This is a genomic window from Vibrio sp. 2134-1, from assembly GCF_033339495.1.
This window is the reverse complement of the sequence record NZ_JAWOUS010000249.1, coordinates 1-847: the sequence shown is the minus strand read 5'-3', so window position 1 is coordinate 847 and position 847 is coordinate 1. Positions and strand designations below refer to the sequence as shown.

Sequence of the window (847 nt, the reverse complement as noted above, 5' to 3'; positions counted from 1 at the left end):
TTATACTCCAATACAAGTGAGATGCCAGTTGGCACCAGCGCCGAGTCTTTTAATGACAAACTTAGCCGACATCGCTACAATCGCCCTCCTTTTTACCACCAAACTGTATTAGGCAAACTATGCGAGTTGTATTAGGCCCAATGGAAGGCGTTTTAGACCATTTGATGCGCCAAATCCTGACCGAAATAAACGACTATGATCTGTGTGTGACGGAGTTCGTTCGAGTGATCGATCAAGTCCTGCCAGACCATGTCTTTCATCGCTTATGTCCGGAGCTTATGCAAGGCTCTCAGACCACTTCTGGTGTGCCTGTACATGTTCAACTACTAGGTCAAGAGCCACACTGGATGGCGGAAAACGCAACCCGAGCAGCAGAGCTTGGCGCGCGCGGCATCGACCTAAATTTTGGTTGCCCAGCAAAAATGGTCAACAAAAGCAAAGGAGGTGCGGCGCTATTGCAGCATCCTGAGTTGATTCATAGCGTGGTAAAAGCATGCCGTAACGCAGTGCCTGCGAATATCCCTGTCTCCGCAAAAATTCGTCTGGGCTGGGAAAACCCTGAAGACTGTTTTGAAATCGTGGATGCGATTCAATCTGCGGGAGCGAATGAACTGACCGTTCACGCACGTACTAAGCAAGGCGGTTATAAAGCATCTGAAATCAAGTGGGAATACATCAATAAAATTCGCGAGCGATTCTCCATCCCTTTGATTGCCAATGGTGAAATCTGGAATTTCGAAGATGGTCAACGTTGCATTGGAACCACTGGTGTCGACTCTCTGATGGTGTGCCGTGGTGCGTTCAACATTCCTAACCTAGGTAACATGGTAAAACACAACCACACGCC

At 48.2% G+C, this 847-nt stretch carries 1 protein-coding gene; it reads left to right on the top strand.

From position 1 onward, the window contains the following. Positions 1-119 precede the first annotated feature (119 nt). Positions 120-847 (top strand): tRNA-dihydrouridine synthase (locus R7R78_RS25260; RefSeq protein ID WP_225474516.1); only part of this gene is annotated, 728 nt, incomplete at its 3' end.